The 18,360-nt window shown below is 40.0% G+C and carries 12 protein-coding genes; all 12 read right to left on the reverse strand.

Going from position 1 to position 18,360, the window contains the following annotated elements:
- Positions 1 to 71: 71 nt before the first annotated feature.
- The gene (locus DWW52_RS15650) at positions 72 to 668 is read right to left on the reverse strand and encodes an RNA polymerase sigma-70 factor (RefSeq protein ID WP_118716450.1); all 597 of its coding nucleotides are present in this window, start codon (positions 666 to 668) and stop codon (positions 72 to 74) included.
- Positions 669 to 846: 178 nt separating this feature from the next.
- Positions 847 to 2,115, reverse strand: coding sequence for a thioredoxin domain-containing protein (locus DWW52_RS15655; protein WP_199692011.1), 1,269 nt, complete (start codon positions 2,113 to 2,115; stop codon positions 847 to 849).
- Between the two features lie 25 nt (positions 2,116 to 2,140).
- Positions 2,141 to 3,310 (reverse strand): aspartyl protease family protein, encoded by a 1,170-nt coding sequence (locus DWW52_RS15660; RefSeq protein WP_118716452.1) that lies wholly within the window; start codon positions 3,308 to 3,310, stop codon positions 2,141 to 2,143.
- A gap of 3 nt (positions 3,311 to 3,313) precedes the next feature.
- Positions 3,314 to 4,453: a hypothetical protein gene (locus tag DWW52_RS15665; protein ID WP_118716453.1), complete on the reverse strand. Its 1,140-nt coding sequence runs from the start codon at positions 4,451 to 4,453 to the stop codon at positions 3,314 to 3,316.
- A 6-nt stretch (positions 4,454 to 4,459) separates the two neighbouring features.
- Positions 4,460 to 6,163, reverse strand: a complete 1,704-nt coding sequence (locus DWW52_RS15670; protein WP_118716454.1) for a S8 family serine peptidase — start codon at positions 6,161 to 6,163, stop codon at positions 4,460 to 4,462.
- 105 nt (positions 6,164 to 6,268) lie between these two features.
- Positions 6,269 to 7,270 carry a TlpA disulfide reductase family protein gene (locus DWW52_RS15675; protein WP_118716455.1) on the reverse strand — a complete coding sequence of 334 codons (1,002 nt, stop codon included), beginning with the start codon at positions 7,268 to 7,270 and terminating at the stop codon, positions 6,269 to 6,271.
- Positions 7,271 to 7,328: 58 nt separating this feature from the next.
- Positions 7,329 to 8,228, reverse strand: a complete 900-nt coding sequence (locus DWW52_RS15680) for a putative zinc-binding metallopeptidase (protein ID WP_118716456.1) — start codon at positions 8,226 to 8,228, stop codon at positions 7,329 to 7,331.
- 17 nt (positions 8,229 to 8,245) lie between these two features.
- Positions 8,246 to 9,736: a RagB/SusD family nutrient uptake outer membrane protein gene (locus DWW52_RS15685; protein WP_118716457.1), complete on the reverse strand. Its 1,491-nt coding sequence runs from the start codon at positions 9,734 to 9,736 to the stop codon at positions 8,246 to 8,248.
- A gap of 18 nt (positions 9,737 to 9,754) precedes the next feature.
- Complete coding sequence (locus tag DWW52_RS15690; protein WP_118716458.1) at positions 9,755 to 13,330, reverse strand: SusC/RagA family TonB-linked outer membrane protein; 3,576 nt, start codon at positions 13,328 to 13,330, stop codon at positions 9,755 to 9,757.
- 102 nt (positions 13,331 to 13,432) lie between these two features.
- Positions 13,433 to 14,596: a FecR family protein gene (locus DWW52_RS15695; protein WP_118716459.1), complete on the reverse strand. Its 1,164-nt coding sequence runs from the start codon at positions 14,594 to 14,596 to the stop codon at positions 13,433 to 13,435.
- 223 nt (positions 14,597 to 14,819) lie between these two features.
- Positions 14,820 to 15,365 (reverse strand): RNA polymerase sigma-70 factor, encoded by a 546-nt coding sequence (locus DWW52_RS15700; protein WP_118716460.1) that lies wholly within the window; start codon positions 15,363 to 15,365, stop codon positions 14,820 to 14,822.
- 382 nt (positions 15,366 to 15,747) lie between these two features.
- On the reverse strand, positions 15,748 to 18,357 hold the full coding sequence (locus DWW52_RS15705) for a hypothetical protein (protein ID WP_118716461.1): 2,610 nt from the start codon (positions 18,355 to 18,357) through the stop codon (positions 15,748 to 15,750).
- Positions 18,358 to 18,360: the final 3 nt, after the last annotated feature.

Genomic DNA, 18,360 nt, shown 5'->3' on the forward strand with positions numbered 1-18,360 from the left:
TCACGTTTTCGCACAAAGAACGACTACCCTTCCCAAAAGGATGACAAGGATTACACTTTTTTTCAAAAAAATCAATGAAGTAAATCGGTCATGCCCAGAAGGACCAAAAGCATTCCCGTACTGAAACGTTTCTTCAACACAGTCATCGCCCGCTGCTTCTGGGTCTTAACCGTGTTCACCGATATAGACAGGGTATCCGCAATCTCCTGATTACTCAGCCCTTCCAACCCCAACCGGAATACACGCCCACATTCCGACGGTAATTCATCAATCGCACGGTAAATTTCTCCCAGCATTTCTTCCTCGATCATCTTCTCATCCAAAAAATCTTCGCTAAACTCTTGCACCAACGAAGCCTCATGCTTGTGAATAACTTGCTCGTGTTTCAATAAATCCATACATTTATTACGGGCTGTCTGGTAAAGAAAGACCCGAACAGGAAGCAGCGCAACAAAATCTTTCCGTCGTTCCCACAGGTTCACGAAACTTTCCTGCACGACATCCTCCCCGAACGTACTATTTTTAAGTATCGAATTACAATAAAAATAAAGTGATTTCCCGTAAGTATCAAAAAGAAAAGCAAAAGCCTCCTCATCACTATCCCGTAATCGCTTAACAAGATAATTCGCATCTTCCTTGAATTTTCTATATTGCATTTTCTTATCCATCCAACACCTCTCTTCTAAGCATGAACTCGACAAAGATGCAAAAAAATATAATGAAATAGGTAAACTCTTCTATTTTATTCTTATTCCCCCACAAATCATATATCGCATAGGAAATCATAACGAGATAAAAAAGCAGTCCGGAAATTATCCCGAACTGCTCTAAAAATTACTAATCCTACTATTTCAATAATTGCTCCAGAATAATCTTTTCAAACTTCTCCGGCATCGCCCCGGTTTCTATAATGGGTTTACCCCCGACTGGAATAAAAAACAAAGTCGGAAGAGCCACGATATTAAACATACTGCACAATTCCTTTTCTTTATCCGCATTCACCTTCAAAAATATCACTTGATCCTTGTATTTCTCTGCCATCTTTTCCAATTCAGGAATTAAACGCATACAAGGTCCACACCAAGTAGCCCAAAAGTCAATCACGACAGGTTTATCTCCCTTGAACACGAACTCCTTGCCGACCCGGTAATCATAAACATGATCCAAGAAATAATCCCGGGTGATCGGATTTAGTTTACCAGCTTCAACAGTAACAGCACCTCCACCTTGTACCTCATCTTTCACCTCTGCCAGATCAAAAGATTGAAAATACACTTTTTGTTTCTGGAAATCAATAGAGAGAATCCCCTCTTTCAATATCCCCGTTCCCACCACGGAACGAGGCAAATCTTTGTTTTCCGCAACAACGACATTCGAGAACGTATTCTTCACGAAATCGCATTTTGCCACAATTTTCGAAGCTCCAGTCATCATGGTTTGCCCGTAACCGTTGAATAATTCAACCTTTTTCCCGTCATCCCCGGTTATTCTAGCAAAATCCGAAGGTGTTAAAGTAATCATTCCGTCATTCCAAGTATCAAAAATCAACGGGAATACGGTACCATTTATCGCTACCGAAAAAGTAACCACTGATCCGGAGAGAACGCTAATATCAGCACGATGATCCAGTTTCATGTACGAGGGACGGTAAGGAACGGAAGTTGTTATTTTTTTCCGTCTACTATCAATAGTCAACACCACATTACGAAACAATGCACCTCCAACAATTCCCGCAACGCCTAGTTTACGCAAATAAGGTTCATCCCCCAACACGAAAGCAGCCACACCATTACCAAACACGTTGTTTCCAAAAGCAATCGTGCTTATTGAAACACTCTTCGGGGTCTCCACCTTCTTGTACAAAAAAGTATCATAACGAAAATCCCCCTTTTCGTCCGGATCTATTTTAAATTTCTCCACGTATTCCGGTAAAATGGCATTATGTCCTGCCAAATCTAGCACGAAATCCGCCCGTTCGCCATTCACAACCATCTCTAGGATAATCTTCCCGTCCACTTCCCGGTAATCCTTTACCTCGGTAGCCGTATTTTTCGATTGAGCCCATGTTGCCACCCCGAACAAACACAAGCTCACGATCATTATTAATCTCTTCACCATAAATTCAACATCTTAAATTATCTCATTCTCTCCTAATCTCCACCTTTTTCTCCTTGCCGTTTTTCAAGATCACGATCTCGGTAGTCTCTCCCTCCACGGATTCAAGCAAAGCATCTATTTCCAATTGACTTTGTTTTAACTCGGACAACTCTTTTCCATTCACACGAATCACCTGATCACCTAACGCCACCTGATCTTTCATGCTATCCCATACCGTCGTGATTTCGAAACGATCAGTCACAGGTAGAATACCGACATTCCAATTTTTAACTTTCCCTGCTAAATCCTCTACTTGATCCTCGTAAGGAAAGAAATAAAAACGATTACGCATGTAATCAATCACCACTTTCCCGTATTTCAACATTTCAACTCCCATCAAGGACATTCCCATTTTGACGGTAATGCTCTCCATGTTGATAAACTCTTTGCCCACAAAACTTACATGATCAAAACTAACCTTGTCTATTTCTGTCGCATTCTTGTAATCAAAACCTCCAATTCCGATACTATTGATGCCGAAAGCACTTCCTAACAAATGATTTTTCATACTATCCCTCACTTCCTCGTAATCATCAGCAGAAAGCGACAACAATCCTCCGGCTCCCGTATCAAACAACACACGCTTCACGCAACCTCCAAAATCAACATCCACGATAGGATGATTCATGCTTCCCGGATAAAACGGTACTCCTTCCGTGATCTTCAATCCTTCCGGACGATAAGGGTAGTTAATAACCATAATCTTCTCCCGGGCATCAAAAGTAACTACCGCCTGTGCAAAAGCATCACTCCCAAGAATCCCAGCAACACCTAAATCCCGAAAAAAACCATTCAGGGGGAAAATAATACTCTTCATCTGAGTTAACTTATAATTCGGGCTCAGCTGTACGTCATTCAAAACACCCTCTTCATAAGACAAACTCATCCCGTTCACGTCGGACACACCACGAGTCCCGCCTCCCCCTATGGCTTTCATCTCCACGGCCTTCTCTCTTATCGTTCCGGTTTGCCCGCCCGTGTCCACGATATATTTCACTTTTACCCCGTTTACCGTCACAGGGATAATGATCTTATCCTGAACAAATTCGTAGTGAATCGTGTCACAAATTCGCCGGGTTGATTGTTGCGCCTTTCCTACCAAAAAAGGCAACACGGCAACAAACAACGTGAATAATAGCCTCGTACTCCACATACACTATTCTTTTTGATAAATAATCACCTTCTCTCCTTGCCGGGTTTGAATCGTCAATTTAGTTTTCTTCTTCACCTTCAACTCCGGAATCCCGTTAATAATACTTTCACAAAAATCATATCGCCCGACAGGCTTCCCGTTTATCTTTATCACTTTATCTCCCACCTCAACTTGCCCCTTCATGGCTCTCCACACGGTTGCCACAACAAGTTCTCCATCTTTCACTCTCAACCCCACGTTATAATGCTTACATTCCAGATCGTTCTCCTGTTCATACGCCTCGAAATAAAAACGGGCACGAGGATAATCCAACGTCACCTTACCATAATCCAACAAGCTCACGCCCAACAGTGTATACGGGGGTATTGAAGTCTCGGAGTCAACATTCTTGAACTTTGTACTCCCAACCGATAATAATGGAAAACGTACCCGATATGACACATCCGCATCTGCCATTCCGGTCACCCCGATAGAGCCTTCTCCATATCCTTCAGACAAAACTTCAAGAGCAGCAGCAGACCGTAATGCTTCGAAATCAGTGTCTTTCAACGAAAGAAAAGTCGGGTTTCCCGTATCAAACAAACAAGTAATCGCATTCCCCACACCCGCTTGCAACGATATAATCGGCATTCCCGCTCTCACGAAAGGTAACATCTTACGCAACGATGCGGTCGAAGGATTCTCTGCCGAAGTAATCGTGACCGTTTTCGCTTTCCCGTCAATTTCCACTATCGTCCGCACAAACAAATCACTACCAATCAATCCGTCAGTATGGAAACACTCGAAAGGTGAAGGTTTGGATAATTTCATCGCTGGCACATTCCTGAAATTAATTTTCTCATCAGGAGTAAGTAAACTCTCTATCAACACGAGCGGATAAACAGCCTCGTTACTATTTACATCCGTTACCACCAACGAATCAACCACTTCCAGCCCCAATTCTTCACAAATCTCCCCGGTCAAAGCCGTACGTCCTCCTGTATCGAAAATAAACGAACGGGGAGTTCCATTCATAATCATATCCACGATCATTTTGCCACCGACCATCCGGTAGGGTAGCACAGTTTTATACTGTTGTGCCCCTACCTGAACCGTCGTTACACAAAATAACAAGATAGTTATTACCTTATAAAACAATCTCATACCTTATTATTTTCCTAATTTATCAGCAGCCACGATTGCCTGATAAGCATTCAAAATACCCCCGGACAAACACAAATCATCGAAAATAAATAAATCTTGAGTCTGCTTGCCATCGACCTCAATTCCTTTTTCCACTTCTACCCCTTTTCTGGAAGTCACGGATTCCAACAAAATGTCACGAATCTGACTCCCCGTCAAACTAGGATAATACGCCTTGATCAATGCGGCCACTCCGGCCACAGAAGCAGAAGCAAGCCCGACACCCGTTCCCATTTGATACGTGTCTCCCGTATAAGTAGACAACACGTTTATTCCAGGAGCAAAAAGATCCAATTCCTTAGCCCCATAATTCGAATTCATTGCTGGATTCCCATTTTTATCGGAAGAAGCGACAACCATCAAATTCGTCAGTTCTTTTCCTCCTGTCATCCAACGATTCGGGAAAAAAGTCTGTTTTGACAAATCTCTTGATAATTCCCATACGGGAACAACAACAAGAACTCCTTTACTCTCGGCATATTCCAACGCCTCGATCATCCACTTTTTTTGTTGCTCGGGATACAAAGTATTTTGTTCCGGCAACACAATCACATCTGCTTTGTGCTCCACGGCATAGCGAATTGCCAAGGCCATATCCTTCAAATAAGGTTCTCCATTCCCGGTGCTCACACGCAAAGCCATAATCTCCGCCTGATCCATAATCCCGTCTCCTCCAAAACCATTACCTCTCTTCGCACCAACCACTCCGGCCTGCATTGTTCCCAGAGCTGCATCGGAAGTCAATAAAACATTATTCCCGTATTTATTATCTTTGATATCCAAATAATTATCACCAACAATTTCCTCACGACCATCATTCCCCAAATTCTTTAAATTCTGCTCATAAGAAGACATGGCTCGTTGCACCTGTCCCCCAGTCGCGTACAAATCATAAATAACCTGCCATTTATCCGTTTTCATAATTGAAAAACCGTATGCCATAAGCGTGAAAGCAACCTCGCTCAATGAATCTCGGGGAGCCTTAGGATCATAACAAATCTGAAATTCTTTCACTGTCAATTCCTTCCCAGGGAATTGCGCTTTCATTTGCTTATCAAATTTCAACGCATAATCCCTTAATATATACGCCAAACCAACACCCCCATAACTTCCTGCCAACGGAGATTCCATCATCACTTTAAAACGAAAATACACATACTCGTCCATATTTTCGGGAGCGGGAACAACTGTCATTTTATCATTAATTACCTTATAGTAATTCTTCCCGTCAAAAATATAATCGGCATATTTCTCTTTCAAGCGTAAAAACTCACGTTCCCCCTCTCTTGTCAAAGCTTCCATCACTTTCCCGTCTTTCCCCCCGATGAAATTCCAACCGTTAATATCATCAATCAACCCATTTTTATCATCATCTTTCCCGTTCGCCTTCTCCTTCGGATTGAACCAAATCGCTTGTTTCAAATCTTCATGTTCAACATCCAATCCAGTCCCGATCAATGCAACCACGGGTCTTTTCTTGATTTTCTTCCCTTTCAGAAAATCATAAGCCTTATTCACCTCAGCTCCATACACCCCGTCTTGATCAAAAGAACAATTATACCAATCCAAATCCGATTGCTTCTTCTGGATCTGGTTATCTTGCTTGATCAATTGTGCCTTTGCCGTACAAACATACAAGCCAATTACTAGTAACAATAAATATTTTCTCATCTTACAGTTTATTTTGTTATACAATACGATCACAGAAATTTAAAATATAGAATTCTGAATTACACATACTTCATTCCAAACTCTATATCACTTTAAAATCTAAAATTATTTTCTCCGGACTTTTAGTATTTCTTCTTTCACCTTCTCTCCTCGTAACCTGCGAGCAAGAATTCGCCCCTCTTTATCAATCAATACTATAAAGGGAATACTATAAAAACCATAGGCTTTCTGAATCATATTAGGAGCATCCCCGATAGTAAATCCCTCCTTGTTCCAAAGCATCACCCAAGGTAGATTTTCAACCTCAAGCATCTGACGCCAATCCTTCTCCCGTTTATCAAGAGAAATACTGATAAACACCAAATCATTCCCCTTTAACTCGTTATAGATCGGTAGTAAACTCTTCATCTCCTGTCGACACGGTCCGCACCAAGAAGCCCAGAAATCAACAAGCACGAATTTCCCTCGAAAATCACTCAAACTAACCTCTTTTCCCTCCGGATCAACATAGGTAAAATTATAAGCTTCCGCCCCGACAGCGAACTTGGCTAAACTATCAACTTTCTGATTTAACCATCTTACTGACAACACGTCATAAAATTCTTCCGGGATCTCGTCCAATAATAATTTATTGGGCTCAAGAGCTTCCATATCGGATAAATATGCTAAGGCACTATACATGGACCCTTTCAATTTCCCCCTCACGTCCGGATTTATCGTCCTTTTTCTGGAATTCTTCTCGGTAGGAATCCATTTTGACAACTCTAGAAAATCATCAATTCCAGTAAACGACAACGAACTATTTTCCGGTCTTGTCGCATCATAATACCCCTTAATAGTTACATTTGTATTTGTCAAGTAAACAGGTTGTTGTGTTTTTCCCAACCAAAGAATATACAAATCAGGAACTATCTCCTTCGGTCCAAGATCAAAAACGCCATCACGTTCTACTTGAGTTGAAAGTATAGTTTCTCCGGAAAGAGAAGTCACTTTCAGTTCCATAGGTTCAAGTATTCTTAATTTACCTGACAATTTCAAGCCCGATTGCGCAAAAGCAACACTAAAACTTCCCAATATAATAAATAATACAATTGCAACTCTAGACATAACATTCTATTATAAATTTTACCATGTCCTATAAAAATAGGACATGGTAAAGCAATTATTAAATTACAGAATCACCTATCTTTTGGAGATCTATACCATATTCACCTTTGAAATAATTAACAAGAATATCATATTTTTTTCGAATAAGTCCATTCACGTCTTTTATCGGATTCAGAACTCCTTTGTAAGAATCGACGTTATTATACTCTGAATTCAAATCTTCATATGAAGTAGAAATAATGGCTTCTATATAATAATTTACATCGTCCTCTTGTTTGGTCGCTCTACTCAAAAAACCCCGAGAATACATGTTTGTTGTCGTTATTCTATCCGTATAATTACTTCCAACATAAAAATCACTTGGAACAACAATTTTTTTCTTATCAAGCAAACGTTCTAAAAATAGTTTATTTGCTTCTACTTTAAAAACTTTCTTTTGATCTGTCGTCATGCTCACAATTTCAGCACTTCCCCAATTAAAGGCCAAATAATCATAACCACTATACACGTTATATAATTTCATCGCTCCTCTAGCATCCCTCCAATCCATCTTACTACAAAGCAATAATTTCAACGGAATACAACGTTTCAACATGGTATCACGATAAAAACTCAAGAATGAATTCTCGATTAATTCCAATTGCAATCCGACATATTCTTCATCAGCAACTTCGGCAACAAGTCCAGCACTATAGGGATATGCAGCATTTTCCGGTTGCTTTTGTGATTCTTGCCAAGCATTTACCTGCCAATAAAGTTCTTTCAGATTATACTTATACAAAATAAAAGTATTACACTTCTTATTCCACTCAACAATTGCTTGATCATAATCATGCTCGCCCTGTGGAACAAAATATCCGAATTCCGGAGTCTCGGTTGGAGTTAATTTATCGTCATCATTACAGGCCACGAACAATATAACTACGCAAATAAATATATATAAAATTTTTTGATTCATAACTATCCCTCCTAAAATTAACGTTTATTTTGAATTAACCGAGGATTACGCTCAAGAGCACTCTTTGGAATTAATAACACGTAACGAAGATCGCCTTCATTCAAGGTAATCACTTGTTCATTCCCACTATTTACAAAATAGACATGAGATAAACTAGGCATCTCATAACGGCGTAAATCAAACCATCGATGATCCTCAAAACATAATTCCCGGCGTCTTTCTTCCTTATAAAACTGGAATAATTTATCCGCATCCTGAATATCTTCATCAACATAATCTACATTCCGCGTATCATAACGATGTTTCCGAATATTATTCAAATCGACTAAAGCCAATTTCCGATAATTATCATCACCCGAAGCCATGTATTTTCGGATATAAACTTCAGCCCGATTCAAATATAACTCCGCCGTCCGTATTCCTTTAGTTCCATATACTTGATTTTTTCCTCCTTTATACCCGTACTGAGGATAAAGGACGGGGAGAAATGAAGCACTAAAATAAGCTGAATTATAAAAACACATATAAGGTCTTAAATCCAAATGGTTATTCGGATCTGTCGATGTATTATATAAATCCATCAAATCATCAGATACAGAAAAAACAGAAGGATATGTTCCTCCTCCTCCCCCATAAAGTGAAAATTCTCTCTTACCGCTATAAATCCAAATAACCTCATCGCTAACGTTCCAATTATACAATCCAAAAGAAGAGGATCCTTGATACTGAAAGGCATCTGCATCCGCACTAGCTAATGCTGTTAAGGCAGGTTTTTCATCCAACACAAGATTCGCATATTCTAATGCTTTATCCCAGTTTTCCATATAAAGATACACTCTGGATAACATCGCTTTACCTGCTAAAGGACTGATTTTATATAACGACATGGATATATTATTCTCATCTAACAATTTTATCCCTTCCAGCAAGTCCTTCTCTATTTGTGCATACACCTCCGCTACCGTATTTCTTTTATAAAATGCATCTGTAACTTCCATTTCTAATTTTAGAGGTACACCAAGATTCTCCTCCGGATCCCCATAATTATAAGGTAAACCATACAGATTAACCAATAAAAAATAATACCAACCTCGTAACACTAAAGCTTGTCCTTTCAAATTATCTTTTACGTTTTGCTCTCCAGTGACACGATTCAGATACCCTAACACCGTATTACACCCCATAATTTTAGAATAATACACCTGCCATGAATTAATATTAGATGACTCAAATTTTTCATACATATCATCATTCCACGAAAAAATATAATATAATTGTTCTATAACACTCTTTTGTTCATCACCTTGAGCGCCATTACATTTCATATCATCCGTCAAGAAATCCAGATATGAATCAATTATATTATCCATCGGATAAGCTTCACCAACCATCACTTGCATCAAGTCATCAACTGTTGTTGGACGTACTTCATCTTGGCTGGATTCTTCCAAAAAATCAGAACATCCGGCCAAACCTAAAGTCAAAAACAATACTAATATATATTTCATACAATTCACTTTATTTCATTAGAAACTTATATTTACACTGAAAGTATAATTTTGAGAGATTGGCTGCGAACCAGTTGCCACTTCCGGATCTTTCCCTTTATAATCATGACTTACGATAATAAACGGATTAGAAACAGAAAACGTGAATCCCATATTCTGAGCAAATTTTGTAATCCAACCATTCGACAAATTATAAGAAAGCGTGATATTATTACATCTTAAAAATGACGCATCTGCAACTCGTATATCCGAGAAATTATACATTCGATAAGCGTAATCACTTCCATTAGCCAAATCCACAAAAGCTTTACCTTTTGCTGGTATAGAAGGAATATTTGTAATTTTTTCATCCCCGGCTTTTCGCCACCGTTTTACTAAATCTTTAGGCAAATTATTATACTCATACGGAGTATTATTCGACATTTCCGAATCAAAAATCGGTGCTAAAAACTTCTTCCCTCCTACTTGCAAATTAAACGAAGCGGATAACGTCAGATCTTTGTATTTAAAGGTTGTATTTATTCCTGCGGTAAAATCAGGATCTAATTTCCCCATATATTTCATAAATTGCGTTGCATCTGTAACAGCTTCAGGCTTATCAACCCCATCCAAATTATATAAAGGAGTCCCGTTTTCTGGAGATAACCCGGCAAACTCAAACGCCCAAAAACCAGAAACAGGATATCCTTTCTTGTACAAGGAACCAGAAGTAGCTTCTTGCCAATTTTCATTCGTTTCCAGATTACTAGTAACTTCATTATAATTCTTAGAAGTATTCAAGCCTAACGACCAAAGGAAATTCTTTGTTCTAACCGGGGCAAAACTAACCCCTAATTCCCAACCTGAATTTGTCAACGATCCCCCATTCATTGGCATACTTAAAACTCCCGCTTCATAAGGAACCTGACGATTAATTATTGCATCACTGGTCTTTTTGTGATAATACTCAAAAGAACCGGAAATCTTATTTTTCCAAAAAACAAAATCTATCCCCAAATCTACCGTTTTTGTCTTCTCCCATTTCAAGGTAGGATTTGGTAAACTTTTTATTTTCAACAAATATTCTCCTGTTACATTTGATACTCCCGTCGAACCAGAAGGCATATAAGCGATCAAATCAGGCCCCGCACTCTCATTTGCATTTCCCTGATAACCAAAAGAAGCCCGGATACTAAATTCATTCAAAAGATCTTGTCCTTCCAAAAAATGCTCTCTTCCCATATTCCATCTTAATCCAACAGACCATACCGGTTGGTAACGAGCACTCTTATCCTGACCAAAACGATTAGAAGCATCCGAACGAATACTTGCATTCAACACGTAACGTTCATCAAACGTATAAGTAAACGCACCGTAAAAAGACAACGTGTTTGATGTATTATCCTTAATAGATACCCTCTGACGGCTACTATACAAAGTATTCTCTCTTATATTACCCAAAGCATCTTGAATCGTGGCAGGAGGATTCATAACCGTCTTGCCTCTTCCTGGTAAATAACCATAAATTGTTTCTGTCAATCCATCATACTTTGCGCTCTTACATTCCTGTCCCACCATTGCTGTAATCAAATGCATGCCAAAATTTTTCACGTACGAGAATTGATTTCTCCAAGTATAACTACCATTACGATATTCTGCAATACTCAATTCTCCTCCATGAGGTAATGAAGACTGCTTGTACTTCAAGTCATTGGGACCATATTCTCCAAAATTATACCCGCGGATTGCTGAAACATAATTAGAAAACTCCGTTGCCCAAGTCTCGCCAAACGAAGAAGAATAATTATAACCAAAGGTCGATTCAAATTTCAATCCCTTCAAAATTTCCCAAGTAACATTTATACTTGCATTTATACTATTAGTCGTATTCTTATTCCCAGTATTATCAAGTTCATTAAGAACATTATATTTATACCCATTCTGAGCCTTATAATAACTATACTCTCCATCCTCATCAAAAGCCGCAATGACCCGGCTTGTTTTAGATGCGTAAGAATAAGGATCAATCTTGCTAAAACCGGTCGTTTTAGTAACAGTTCCGGAAACTTTAGCTGATACCTGCAATTTATCCCAGAAAAGAGAAGTTACATTAACACTCCCTTGATAACTCTCGGAATCATTTCCTTTAGCCGTTCCATTATTTTTATTTATTCCAAAAGAAGCATAATATGTGGTCGTTTCACTACCACCCGATATACTCAGATTATGACTATGACTAAAGGGATTTTCATACAGTAAGTCAAACCAATCCGTGTTCACGGTTTCTAGTTTTTTTACCCCAGCATTGAACTCCGTATAAGATATTTTTTCTTGCAAATATTGTTCCAATAGCCCCTGATAACCAACAGGATCCAAACCTACACTAGATACAAGTCCCGTCTCAAAAATCTCCCGAGAAACATCCACCCTCTCTTTAGAATTCATCAAATTCATTTTATCATAAGTTATCTTGGAACCAATTGAAAAATTACCAGAATAATTTAAAGACATACGTCCCTTTGATCCTTTTTTCGTCGTGATCACAATAACCCCGTTTGCTGCTTTCACGCCATAAATGGCTGTCGCAGAAGCATCCTTCAAAACTGTTACATCTTGTATATCAGACGGATTCAACCAGGCGATTGCACTACCAACAAAATTGCGAATCATATCGATATTGTCGGGATCCTTACCAAACAAGGTTAGTTCTGTTGCTTTAAACGGAAGCGGATCCTCCTGTATAATTCCATCCACCACCCATACAGGATCCTGACTTCCCAATAAAGTCGAGGTTCCCCGTACTCTTACCTTCTGACGAGTTCCCACCAATCCATCTTGGTTCGTAATAACAACTCCCGGTAATTTCCCCTGCAACGCTTGTTCCAGAGATTGCGTACCGTTCAATATCAAATCTTCAGCTTTCACTGTACTCACGGAACCAGCCATATTTGACTTTTTTACCGTCTGATAACCCGTCACCACAACTTCATCCATTTCCTGGGCGTCTTCTTCCATCACCACCTTCAATTCTTTTTGCCCCTTCCAAAGAATCACCTTCGTTTTCATACCGACAAACGAAAAGATCAGAAATACACTATCCCGTTTTGTTGTCGTGAAAGTAAATTCTCCGTTTATCCCGGAAGCAACTCCAACACTTGTTCCCTTTTCAATAATTGTTACTCCCGGTAGCGGCTCTCCCTTTTTATCCTTCACGCTTCCCTTGATAATCATCATCTTGTCTTCCGGCTTCTCGTCTCTTACCCGGATAACAACCAAGCGACCGTTAATCTCATAAGTTAACTTCGTACTAGCAAGGCAAATATCCAACACTTCCTTCAGACCGGCCTGTTTCACGTTAATATTAATTGATGAAACATGATCCACGTCCTCGATAGAATACAAGAATGTAAACTCACCCTTCTGTTCAATCATCTTGAACACATTTTCCAATTTCCCCCCCGACAACGAAATATCATACTTCGCCGTTTGGGAATACACGCCAGCCATGCTTTGCAGCACACTCACCACAAGTAATAATAATGTCACTTTCATTTTTAACAAACTTAATTGCAACTTTCTCTTACCGAGGAAGCCTAAACCTCGTTTTTTTTTCATAGATTTGTCTATTATTAAGGTTAAACTCTATTGTTAGTTTGTTGGAGCAAACTAACAATTCGAAACTTTAAGCAGGAACCTGTTGGAGCATGTTCCTGTTTTTTATTTCACTCTCACTATAATTTTTTGGTTATCAACTATAAACAATACTTTACCGGTCTTCTCAAGCATCTTTAACGTCTCCGTGATATTGGCATATCGTTCTACAATCCCGGAAAACAATATCTCTTTAGCACTACTCTGCTCGTAAAACACGGTCACGTTATACCAACGGGCAACATCATCCATAATCGTCTCCAGACGTTCACGACGGAACACGAATTGCCCTTTCGTCCACGCCCGATAAGACTCTGCATCAATCTCTCGTATTTCCAGACGATCCTCACCGACTATCAAATCGGCCTGTTGATTTGGTTCCAACACCACATTTTTTGAAAGAGTTTTAACTTCCACTTTCCCGCTAATCAACGTTGCGGTTGTCCGCCCGTCCTGCTTGAAAGACCTCAAATTAAAAGACGTCCCTAACACTTTAATTTCCATCCCATTCAACATCACGATAAACGGCTTCGCATCATCCCGTTTTACCTCGAAATACCCTTCACCCTCAAGTTCCACCCGGCGTTCTTTTCCGATAAAAGCTACCGGATAAGTCAACTTCGTTCCCGCATTCAACCACACCTGGCTTCCATCAGCCAATGTCACATTAAACTCCCCGCCTTTGGGTATTTCCAACATATTCATCTTCATCTCTTTAATTCCATCTTCCACCTGGTATACCAAAGCATCATTCACCTGTTCAATCTTACCGGACAAACTATCGTCAACGATAACCGCATCCATTCCTCCTAAAACAACTTGTTTTCCCGGTTCCAAATGTAAAATAGCTTTCCGCTCACCCGGGGTAATCGTTGCAACCTGCTTTGCCTTTTTCTGTTCCTCGTCTCGTCCCGTTATCGAGAACATCAACCACCCGGCCACGATCAACACGATCACCGAAGCCGCATACCCCAACCATTGCCACGACAACCTCCAAGTCTTAGAAACAATTTGATGTTCAATTTGTTCCCAAACTTGTTTCCGATGTATCGCCCGGTACTCCTCGTAGCTTTGGCTCAGACCACTCCCCTTAGATAATTCCTCAAATATCTGTTGATTAAAGTCTGATTCAGCCAACCAATCAAGTAATTCTTGCTTCTCTTTCTCGGTCGCAATCCCAACTTTATCCTTGTAGATCAAATCTGCTATTTGAATATACTTTTTCGTCATTTGTTTTCAATTTACATCACTAAAACAACTGAAGAAAAAAAACGGGTAGTGAAAAAACGAAAAAAATCACCGAATATGATTTTTTTAATTATCCATGTTTCAAAAACCAAAGAGATAAACACGAACAAAATATAGATCAAAACGTTATAAATCCGTACCACTATACCCCGTGACAAAAGAGCACAACTGTAACCAATTTTAACTGATTCAAGATAATAATATTCTATATAAGAAATAATAGATAGAACTTATCCTTCAACTTATCCCGTAACAATTTGTATGCGTTTTTCTTGTGAAACTTCACTGTATTCAAGGAAATTTGCAATTCATCTGCAATTTCCTGATTATCCAATCCCTCCAAATTCAACAGACACACCTTTCTACAATGCTCCGGCAAGGAATCAATCGCCGTGAAAATCAACCGCCGAGTCTCCTCTTCCACCACGGATTTCATATAATAAAGTTCCGCATCTTCATCCCGGAGGATATCATTCATGTACTGTTGTTCTATCTTACGATGTTTCAACACGTTTAGAGCCTTATTCCTCACGGTTGAATAAAGGTAAGCTTTCACGGAAATTTCATCTGGGAACTCCAAACGATTTTCCCACAAGGCTAGAAAAGCATCCTGCACCAAGGATTCACTCTCTTCCCGTTCCCCCAAATACCGGTCAGAAAAAAGAACCAAGGAATTAAAATATTGATCAAATACCTGCTTGAAATCAAGCTGTACCCCATTTGTCAACGTAAAACAATAATTCCTACTCATAACATCTATTCATCCATCTCAATGAAAAGCAAATATGCAAATAAATTTTGAATAATCTCTTATATACATTCTGAAATTCGGATTACAATAGACAGATGAAAATAAATCAGAAAATCATCCTTGAAAGAACAAACCGTATTACTATCAAATATTAAGTAAAAAAGCATTCCCTTTACACTTACTTACCTTAAACTTCTATCTACATTCCATCAAGCCTCTATCAAGTTAGAAAAACATGGAGGGTACACTCTTTCTTGTATATAGTTGTCAACTAGATGATATATAAGCTCTACTTCGTTAAGATTTAACGTGCTTCTTATCTTTTTCGTTACAAAAACAGTCCGGAAATTGTTCCGGACTGCTTCCCAAATTAATAATTGAATTATTTTAATATCAACGGAATTTTTTTCCTACAAATCACCCCTTTCGACGTGATTCCTTCCACGATAACGGAATATTTACCATAGGTATCAGCCGTGTAAAACTGCAATTTAGCGGGGCCCTCCTTACCGACCTTCACCACGGGCTGCCAGTAAATCGTGGAACGTTCGTCATAGCGATTATCCAAACGCACGGAATCTATCTCATATTTCGGCACGTAAAACTCGCTCGGTACTTGGTATCCCATAATCTTAAAAGGCAACATATTAGGACGTCCTACTTCTTTCGGGGTCCACCCCGGTTGTGCCGAAATAATCAATACCCCGTTTTTACCCCGGTCCCCGAAAAAGATTTGTCCCTGCATTTGATCCAGTAAAGAAATATTTAACAGGGAACCCGTCGGGATCAAACGAATCTGATCCATCGGCTCTTCAAAATCATTGACCAGAACATACAATTTTCGCCCGAATTGCTTGAAACAATCTTCCCCCTCGTCATCTTTCTCGAATGTCACACCCGGCAATTGTTGTATGATCATCTCTATCGGCATCATGGCGTACTCGCTAATCCGGGCTGAATCCAATTGATGATTAGCCATGTTATCATAGAAAGAATAACTCTTCTTTTGCTTTCTGCGGGAAACGATGACCTCATCCAGCACGTAAACCTTCTCTCCGTTCTCATAATAATAATCCTGCCCGAATTTCTTGTAAAAATCATCCTCTTTCTTCTTCGCTTCCAGCGTATTCGGCAACGAATAATGCATCGGCAGAAACTCATCCTGATCCACCTTCACGGTTACCCCCCGACGTCCCTTTGCACTCAACGCTTGCACCAGAAAAGTCGTACTATCATGAAAGGCCAGACCATCAATCAGGAAATTCCCAGACTCATCAGTCTCCACCATCCGGCAAAGGCCGTAATTAGACAACAACACAATATTCGCTCCTTTTGACTTTTTCCCCCAGAAATTATTCACTTTCCCGGAAATCACCTGCCCGATCTCTAAAGGATATTTCAAATCCGAGAACTCTCCTTTCGCCAGCTTGGAAATATCAAAACGGGTCCACCCGTGAGTCATCATCACCAAATCCAAGTTGTTCGCTACCTCAGCCGTTGTATCGCTAAAATAATAAGCCGGATTATCAATATACCCTTTCAAATCGGAGGTAAGCAACAAATTCGACAATATATTATCTTCCAAGGAATCCTGTACCACTTTTTGATCATCCGTCACGGATATCGAAAACGAACCGTCAAACAAACCTTTATACGGTTCCTCAAAATCAATCTCCATTTCGACCAATTCCCTGGCAATATAAGTCGGTTTATTAGTCGTGATCTTCAACTCCGGACGATGATTACGTTTCACAAAAAACAATCGCTGACTGTACACCTTCCCCTCCCCGTCAACCAGCACGATATGCGAAATTCCTTCCGGAATGATTCCCAGGCTGATCGTTCCTTTCGTCAATCCGTTCACACGAGTAGAACCAATAAATATTCCCCGACAATGCACCACGGCATATAATTCTTCCGGCAACGTGGCTCGCTCTCCTTTAATTACTCGATAATGTAATACCGAATCCTGCCCCGTAACCGTAATACCCCATCCCGTTTCAGACGCTGTGGGCAAGTCGAACCGTTTTTCCACACCCTCTTCTGTTCGCATAATAGCATAAAACGTCTTTCCCGGGTTCACGGGCAAACGGAATTTTCCCATCCCGTCGTGTTCCGTCTTGACCGTAGCAATAACTATCGAATCCTGATACACGTCACCCGTGGCATGTACCGCTCTCCCATCCGCCCCGATTGCCTTGAACGCCACCTGTTGCCAGTTATTCGACAACAAAGCTCCCCCTTCCGGGAAAAACTGCACGTCAAAATCCTTTAACTGGGAAGGGATATGAATATATCGTTTAAAAGGAAAAGGTTGTCCATCCCGGAACTCGATCTCGATAGTTTTCATCGTGGTATCGATCTTCACGTCAAATTTCCCCTCTTTGTCTGTCCGGGCCCCTTTCACGGAATATTGATCTTTTTTCACCCCGGCAATATAAGTGAGTGAAGTCCGGTCATAAGGTTCTCCCTGCCCGTCCAGCAACTGAATCGTGGCCGTGTAATTATTCTCCCGATTCTTCGTGTAAGTCACATTTGTCCAAACCCTTGAATCTTTCGGGTTAATCACCCGAATTTTCTTCTTGAAAAAATAATCTTCCCCGATATTCTGCATGTAATAAGTAAAAGCCCGCAGACAATAATCGCCTTGTTGCAAATCCTTCGGGATATCTATTTGCCCGTAAAAACAGGAATCCCGGTGTACCACCTTTACCCGCTGTATCAAAGAATCTCGCCGATCAACCAGATCGACATACACGTAATGGCTGTAAACCATGGGAAATATAGCCGCCGCATGTACCTGATAAGCCCTGAACCATAGCTTATCTCCAACCGTGTACACGCTTTTATCCGTGTGTAAATACAACTTTTCCTGCTGTAACTCCTGCACTTGAGCCGTCAGGTTTCCAATCAGTTTTTTTTCAAAGGGAGACAATTCCTTAAAAGCGTATACCAGTAAAATGACTCCTAGAAAAATGACAATTTTTTTCATACG

This window comes from Odoribacter sp. AF15-53 (assembly GCF_003479425.1).
Lineage (GTDB): Bacteria > Bacteroidota > Bacteroidia > Bacteroidales > Marinifilaceae > Butyricimonas.

Excerpts from the sequence above, each read along its gene's own strand:
- DWW52_RS15650 (WP_118716450.1), bottom strand. The coding sequence starts at position 668 with ATGGATAAGAAAATGCAATATAGAAAATTCAAGGAAGATGCGAATTAT.
- DWW52_RS15660 (WP_118716452.1), bottom strand. The coding sequence starts at position 3,310 with ATGTGGAGTACGAGGCTATTATTCACGTTGTTTGTTGCCGTGTTGCCT.
- DWW52_RS15665 (WP_118716453.1), bottom strand. The coding sequence starts at position 4,453 with ATGAGATTGTTTTATAAGGTAATAACTATCTTGTTATTTTGTGTAACG.
- DWW52_RS15670 (WP_118716454.1), bottom strand. The coding sequence starts at position 6,163 with ATGAGAAAATATTTATTGTTACTAGTAATTGGCTTGTATGTTTGTACG.
- DWW52_RS15675 (WP_118716455.1), bottom strand. The coding sequence starts at position 7,270 with ATGTCTAGAGTTGCAATTGTATTATTTATTATATTGGGAAGTTTTAGT.
- DWW52_RS15680 (WP_118716456.1), bottom strand. The coding sequence starts at position 8,228 with ATGAATCAAAAAATTTTATATATATTTATTTGCGTAGTTATATTGTTC.
- DWW52_RS15685 (WP_118716457.1), bottom strand. The coding sequence starts at position 9,736 with ATGAAATATATATTAGTATTGTTTTTGACTTTAGGTTTGGCCGGATGT.
- DWW52_RS15690 (WP_118716458.1), bottom strand. The coding sequence starts at position 13,330 with ATGAAAAAAAAACGAGGTTTAGGCTTCCTCGGTAAGAGAAAGTTGCAA.
- DWW52_RS15695 (WP_118716459.1), bottom strand. The coding sequence starts at position 14,596 with ATGACGAAAAAGTATATTCAAATAGCAGATTTGATCTACAAGGATAAA.
- DWW52_RS15700 (WP_118716460.1), bottom strand. The coding sequence starts at position 15,365 with ATGAGTAGGAATTATTGTTTTACGTTGACAAATGGGGTACAGCTTGAT.
- DWW52_RS15705 (WP_118716461.1), bottom strand. The coding sequence starts at position 18,357 with ATGAAAAAAATTGTCATTTTTCTAGGAGTCATTTTACTGGTATACGCT.